Genomic DNA, 5,998 nt, shown 5'->3' with positions numbered 1-5,998 from the left:
CTCATGTTCATCTGCATCACTTCCATGTTCATCTTGTTCATGTATGCAGACTTTTTGTTGAGCTCATCTGTCTTTGCCTGGTCTTTTGACTTGAATGCTGCCATTCTTTCCTTTTGCCAAGCCCTTGTTTCTTTTAGGAGTCTTTTGAGTTTCTCCTGGTCTACCATCTTTCGTTTTATTAGTGCATTAAGCAGGTTAAGTCCTACAGAAATTCCCATTATACCAAAGGCAGATGCAACCATTCCCTTCACTAGCGGGTTTGCACTTCCTAGAGGTCCCCTGTTCAGGCCAGGTATCTGAAGTGCTATTGAGTTTATGAAATGTAAAATTATNCCTACAGAAATGCCCATTATACCAAAGGCAGATGCAATCATTCCTTTTACAATCGGGTTTGCACTTCCCAGTGGTCCCCTGCTCAGTCCTGGAATCTGAAGCGCTATTGAATTTATGAAATCTAAAAATATGCTATGTTCCATTGTTATACCCCATTGCATTTAGAATACCTCGTGCCGCTTCATCAACTTTACCTTCAGTATTGAGAACCATCTTAATTGGAGAACCACAAAGTATCGAACAAGTTGACAGCATTGCACTTGTAACATCAAGTTCTTTTTTTATGGCATCAATTGATACAATATCCCTAGTTCTAGTGGTGTCAGTCATTCTACGATTATAGATCTCTTCAGGTCGTGCAGTTATCATGATAAAACTATCAGGATTTAGAATTTCTAAAACATTGTGTGGAAGTCCAGGATAAAACCCCTCTTTTGTGGAAATGAATGCGTGTGTATCGACAATTATCACATCATCTGCCATGGAGGCGATAGTTCTTGCAGCCGTAGATTGTAGTTCTTTTTGTTCNAATGAATGCGTGTGTATCTACAATTATCACATCATCAGCCATTGAGGCGATGGTTCTTGCAGCAGTAGATTGTAGTTCCTTTTGTTGCTTGACAGAGAGTTTTCTTAGATCATCTCTACTTTGGACCCCTTTCTTTTTTGCTTCGTTAAACATTACCGTTCCAAAAATTGAGACACTTACCTTGATGCTTTTTTCTTTTAACAGTTCCACTACACGCGATACGACGGTAGTTTTTCCAACGCCTGGAATTCCTACAATAATTATTTTCTTACTTTCTGCCAAGCAATGCACCCAGGGCAGGCATTACTTCCTCGACTCGTTCTCGAACAAGTAAATTGTAATAGTTAATCAAGATATCAACTGTCAACAACATTCCTGTCCCTGATCCAAATGTTCCCAGTACATCAGATGTACCGGCCAACAATCCCAATATGATAGAACCAATTATAGTAACAGACGGAATGTATTTTTGAAGTAGATTTTCAACGGGTTGATTCGAACGTCTAAAGCCAGGTATCTGTACCTCTGCATCAAGTAAGTTTTTGGCTGCGCTCTTTGCAGAAAGGCCTCCAAGCTCAATCCACAATCTGCCAAACAATACCACGATTCCCACCATGAATAAAATGTACAAGACAGCACGGGTTGGGNCAACAGGTTGATTTGAACGTCTAAAGCCAGGTATCTGTACTTCTGCGTCAAGTAGGTTTTTGGCTGCANCAACGGGTTGATTCGAACGTCTAAAGCCAGGTATCTGTACCTCTGCATCAAGTAAGTTTTTGGCTGCGCTCTTTGCAGAAAGTCCTCCAAGCTCAATCCACAATCTGCCAAACAAGACAACAATTCCCACCATGAACAAGATGTACAAAACGGCTCGGGTTGGATCTAATGCAACAATATCAAGACCACGTGGTGCGGTGACATAGTACAGTATACCACCTGTAGGAGTAGATGGAGAGGTGGGATCAAACATTCCCAAGAAATTCAAAAACGGATTTGCATTTCGCGGGTTAAAGTTAGCCCACATGATTTGTCCTACAAATACTGCGTTAGCAGTAAGAGCAGAAGCCAAAATTACTGGAATGTTGGATACGTACATCAACTTGATTGGATATACTGCAGAGAATCCCCTGTACTTGGTAGATACGATTGGTATCTCCACCTTGATTCCTTGCGTATAAACAAGAATCAGCAAGACTCCGGCCGTTATGAACAGGCCAAATATACCAGGCAGCTGGTTAGACCGGAAAAAGAGATTACTAAAATCACTATGTATTGCACCATGTACAATATTTGCAAAGACACCTACTGGGCCTCCGTCTCCTGCAGGAACTGGGCTAAACAAGCTCCAAATTACCTGTTGAGCTACACCTGCTGCAATAAACAAACTAATTCCACTGCCAAGTCCCCATCCCTTTTGGACTAGTTCATCTAGTAACATGATTATCACAGATGCACCGATTAGTTGTCCTACCAGAATGAAGATAGCTTCGTGGTTTGGCATTCTTGGTCCGTAGACTGCCATTCCATACAGAGAAGATTCTGCAATGATTACGATATAAGTAACAATCTTGGTTGCTGTTTGATACAACTCTCTGTCTTCTGGTTTCTTAAAGTCAAGATGAAATATCTCAGAACCTTTTAGGAGTTGCATCAACAGTCCAGCCGTAACAATAGGTCCGATTCCAAGTTCAATCAGGGTACCTTGTTGTGATGCAAAAATTACTCTAGCAAATGCAAGAAAATCAAATGATGGTGTAGACGCACCGTATAGAGGAGTCTGTCCCATTATCATGTAAATGAACAATGCAATTCCACACCACATCAAACGAACTTGAAGTGGGATTTTCTTTTTCGGTTTCGGTACTTGAGGAATATAGACTTCAGCTTTAGAGATGATTGTTTTTAAAAAACCGCCAGAGGTCGAACCTTCTTCTGCTGTCAAGCTACTGCTTGCACCTCGCCACCAGATTGTTTTACTTTTTCTTCAGCGGAAGCAGAGAATTTTTCCACCTTAACAACATAAGCATTTTCAGTCTGTCCTCCTCCCAACAGCTTGTCATAGCCTAGTTCAGTAAGGTCTATCAATTTCTTGCCACCTTCCTGTTTTCCAAATTTCGCAAAGATATCATCCAGATCTCTTACGCTAGCCCATTTTCGGACTAGATTTGGATGTGGTGGGTGAGTGGAATCATGACCAAAGTGTTTTGGATCAGTCATTAACATTCGTATGAAATGATGCTTGTGCAAACCAGATTGACCAAGTCCTCCTTTGTGACCACTGGCTCTATGTTGGCCTATTTGTCCCCAACCACAGTGTCTACTTCCTCGATATTTTCTTGTTTTTCTTGCTCTTGTTGGCATGCTACATCATTAACCTCACTTGTGCTAAGAGTTCTTTGTGACTACCAAGAATTCCTCCTTCTCCATACATCTTCTTGGTATTTCGTTTGAATCCATGTTTTGGTGGTGACAGAGCAAACCATGGTTTTAGTGGTTTTAGTTTTGATAGTATAGCAGTTCCTTCTGAAAGTGATTTTGCAAGTTCATCAGTATTTTTGAAACCTAATTTTGTCATATCTTCTGCTGTGAGTTTTTTATAACCGCCTGTGCGTGCTTTCTTTTCTAAGAGTTCCTTTGTAGTGGATACGTCAATCTCTTGCCATGATACATAGTGCTTGATCTTGTCAAGCATGCCTTTTGTGTTATCTTTTTCTGGGATGATAGTAGCACGGAATCTTTTATCCAAATGTAAAAGGTCCATAGTAGTTCTTGCCCAGTAAGGAACATTGACCGTTCCTTTCATTCTGACTATTAAGAAAGCTTTACCCATTTTTTCATTCAACCCTGACTAAATGTTTGTCTCAAACAGTCCAAGACAGCTCTTGATGTAGAAGTCATAGTGTTTGTAGAACCTGTACTTTTTGTCCATGCATCCTTCAAACCTGCTAATTTTAGAAGATTTCTTATATTTCCACCAGCAACAAGTCCAAGACCTCTTGGTCCCGGAATAACTTCAACTGTGACACTTCCACCTCTTCCTCTTACTTTGAATGGAACTGAGTGAGGTTGTTCACATCTACACTCCCAACTTCCACAGCCAAGTTTTACTGGACTCACATTAAGATAAGCTTGATTTGTTGCCTTTTCGATTGCAATTCTCATTTGTTTTGATTTTCCTTGTCCAATTCCCAGCCAGCCATTTTCATCTCCAGCTGCTACAAGTGCCTTGAATCTAGTATACTCACCGTTGGTTGTTTGTTTTTGAACAATTCCAACATCAATAACTTCTGTTTTAATTCCAGGTAGTAATTTTTTGATAATGCCAGCTTCTTGAATTCTATAACCGTTTTCATAAATTTCTTTCATGGTTGTAATTTTATCAGTAGCCACTAGTGCTCCTAGTTTTGTTCTTGGAGTCCATACTTGTTCTGGTTCTCTTCTTGGTGGTCTTGATCTCTGTTCTGTTCTACTCATTTGGATTTAACCTCACTATCAATTGCAGATTTTACTTTGCTTATTTCATTTGCAATTTTAAGATGCTTACCGCTTATCCTCTCATCAGATGGAAAAGTTTCTGCGTCTGCGGGAACTTCTAGACCTGCATCTATTATTCCTTTCAATGCTGCTGCAATTCTTTGAGTATATTTTCTAGTACCGGTATAAAGTACAGCGCTCTTGGTTCCACTTGCAAGTGCTTTCTTGCCTGCTAGATAACCAGTAAGATATGCCGCTGGTATACTCTTTCTTGAGCCTTTCCAGCCATTTTTTAGAAGCGATCTAGAATGAGCTGATGAAAGAACTTTGTCGCCTTCCATCTCAGGCTTGTGAATCTGTACTAGAGTATTTTCATTAGATATCTGAACTGTGATAAAGTCTCTCCTACCCATAAGAAGATGTCTTCTCTTCTTGTAGTTAGTCTTCTCATCCCGAGATCTACGTAATATTTGTGAATATGCCATTATACTAAGCCTATTTACAAAAAATTTTGGTGAAGCTCTTATAAACGTTAGACTCGGAGCAGTAAAGCCATCAATGCCTTTTGTGCATGAAGTCTATTTTCTGCTTCATCCCATATTACAGACTGTGGACCATCTATCACTTCACTTGTAACTTCTTGGCCTCTTTTTGCAGGAAGACAATGCAAGAAGATTGCTTCATGATCTGCTTTTTTCATTAAATTAGAGTTTACTTGAAAACGTGGAAGAAAGTCTTTTGTCCTATCAGTTGCTTGGTGATGGATCGAGACAAACGTATCAGTAACTACAACATCAGCGTCTTTTACTGCAGACATGGGATCTGTGAGCAATTGTAAATCAATGAATTTTTTTGATTCTTTTATGATATCAGAATTTGGTTCGTATCCTTTAGGAGTTGCAATTGTCATATCAATAGATGTTTTTGCACATCCGTAAATCATTGAATTGCATACGTTGTTACCATCTCCTATCCATGCAAGTTTTAATCCCTCAAGTTTTTTCTTTTTCTCCTTGATTGTCATCAAATCTGCCAATATCTGACATGGGTGGAAGGAATCAGAGAGTCCATTTATTACAGGAACTGTGGAATTTTTTGCCAAAATTTCTACTTCATCATGTGAATACACCCTAGCCATAATGATATCCACATATCTTGAGAGCGTCTTGGCAGTATCTTCTATTGTTTCTCCCCTTTTTAGCTGCAAGTCATCTGCAGATAGATTGAGTGCATGTCCTCCCAATTGGAACATTCCAGTTTCAAAGCTTACCCTTGTACGAGTTGAAGGCTTTTGGAAGATCATGGCAAGTGTTTTATTTTTTAGAATTGGTTTTGAAATTCCTTTTTTGAGATCTTTCTTTAGTTTTATAGCATTGTCTAGTATTCCAAGCAATTCACTTTTGCTCAACTCATTTAGTGTAAGTAGATCTTTTGTTTTTATTTTCATTTCTTTCTCCATCCAAACAACGAACGTTTCTTTATAGGCTTTTCATCTTTTGACTCGACTATATCTTCCTCTTCAGTTTTTGATTCAGATTTAGATTCTGANAACAACGAACGTTTCTTTATAGGCTTTTCATCTTTTGACTTTGTCTCTTCCTCTTCAGTTTGTAATTCATCTTTAAGTTCTTGTTTTGGTTCATCTTTAATTTTTGGTCGTCC

General features: G+C 39.2%; 8 protein-coding genes and 1 pseudogene. All 9 read right to left on the bottom strand.

Features of this window, described 5'->3' with window-relative positions; all coding sequences use genetic code 11:
• Positions 1 to 465: 465 nt before the first annotated feature.
• Entirely contained in the window at positions 466 to 816 is a 351-nt protein-coding gene (locus tag DYY66_RS15015) for an AAA family ATPase (protein ID WP_255496447.1), read from the bottom strand.
• Positions 817 to 862: 46 nt separating this feature from the next.
• Positions 863 to 1,144: AAA family ATPase (locus tag DYY66_RS15010; RefSeq protein ID WP_255496445.1), on the bottom strand; the 282-nt coding region annotated here is incomplete at its 3' end.
• Positions 1,131 to 1,509: pseudogene (locus DYY66_RS11060) on the bottom strand (preprotein translocase subunit SecY); the annotation flags it as partial. The pseudogene DYY66_RS11060 and the gene DYY66_RS15010, both read right to left, overlap by 14 nt.
• A gap of 70 nt (positions 1,510 to 1,579) precedes the next feature.
• Positions 1,580 to 2,759: preprotein translocase subunit SecY (gene secY / locus DYY66_RS11055; protein WP_394352645.1), on the bottom strand; the 1,180-nt coding region annotated here is incomplete at its 3' end.
• Positions 2,760 to 2,800: 41 nt separating this feature from the next.
• Entirely contained in the window at positions 2,801 to 3,223 is a 423-nt protein-coding gene (locus DYY66_RS11050; RefSeq protein WP_166289325.1) for an uL15 family ribosomal protein, read from the bottom strand.
• A gap of 1 nt (position 3,224) precedes the next feature.
• Positions 3,225 to 3,692 (bottom strand): 50S ribosomal protein L30, encoded by a 468-nt coding sequence (locus DYY66_RS11045; protein WP_166289322.1) that lies wholly within the window; start codon positions 3,690 to 3,692, stop codon positions 3,225 to 3,227.
• An 8-nt stretch (positions 3,693 to 3,700) separates the two neighbouring features.
• Positions 3,701 to 4,336, bottom strand: coding sequence for a 30S ribosomal protein S5 (locus tag DYY66_RS11040; RefSeq protein ID WP_166289319.1), 636 nt, complete (start codon positions 4,334 to 4,336; stop codon positions 3,701 to 3,703).
• Complete coding sequence (locus tag DYY66_RS11035; protein ID WP_166289316.1) at positions 4,333 to 4,821, bottom strand: 50S ribosomal protein L18; 489 nt, start codon at positions 4,819 to 4,821, stop codon at positions 4,333 to 4,335. Before DYY66_RS11035 ends, DYY66_RS11040 begins: the two co-directional genes overlap by 4 nt.
• A gap of 47 nt (positions 4,822 to 4,868) precedes the next feature.
• Positions 4,869 to 5,783, bottom strand: a complete 915-nt coding sequence (gene argF / locus DYY66_RS11030) for an ornithine carbamoyltransferase (protein WP_166289313.1) — start codon at positions 5,781 to 5,783, stop codon at positions 4,869 to 4,871.
• Between the last annotated feature and the right edge of the window lie 215 nt (positions 5,784 to 5,998).

Origin of the sequence: Candidatus Nitrosotalea sp. FS (genome assembly GCF_011319475.1) — an archaeon.
Lineage (GTDB): Archaea > Thermoproteota > Nitrososphaeria > Nitrososphaerales > Nitrosopumilaceae > Nitrosotalea.
This window is presented reverse-complemented; position numbering and strand designations above follow the sequence as displayed.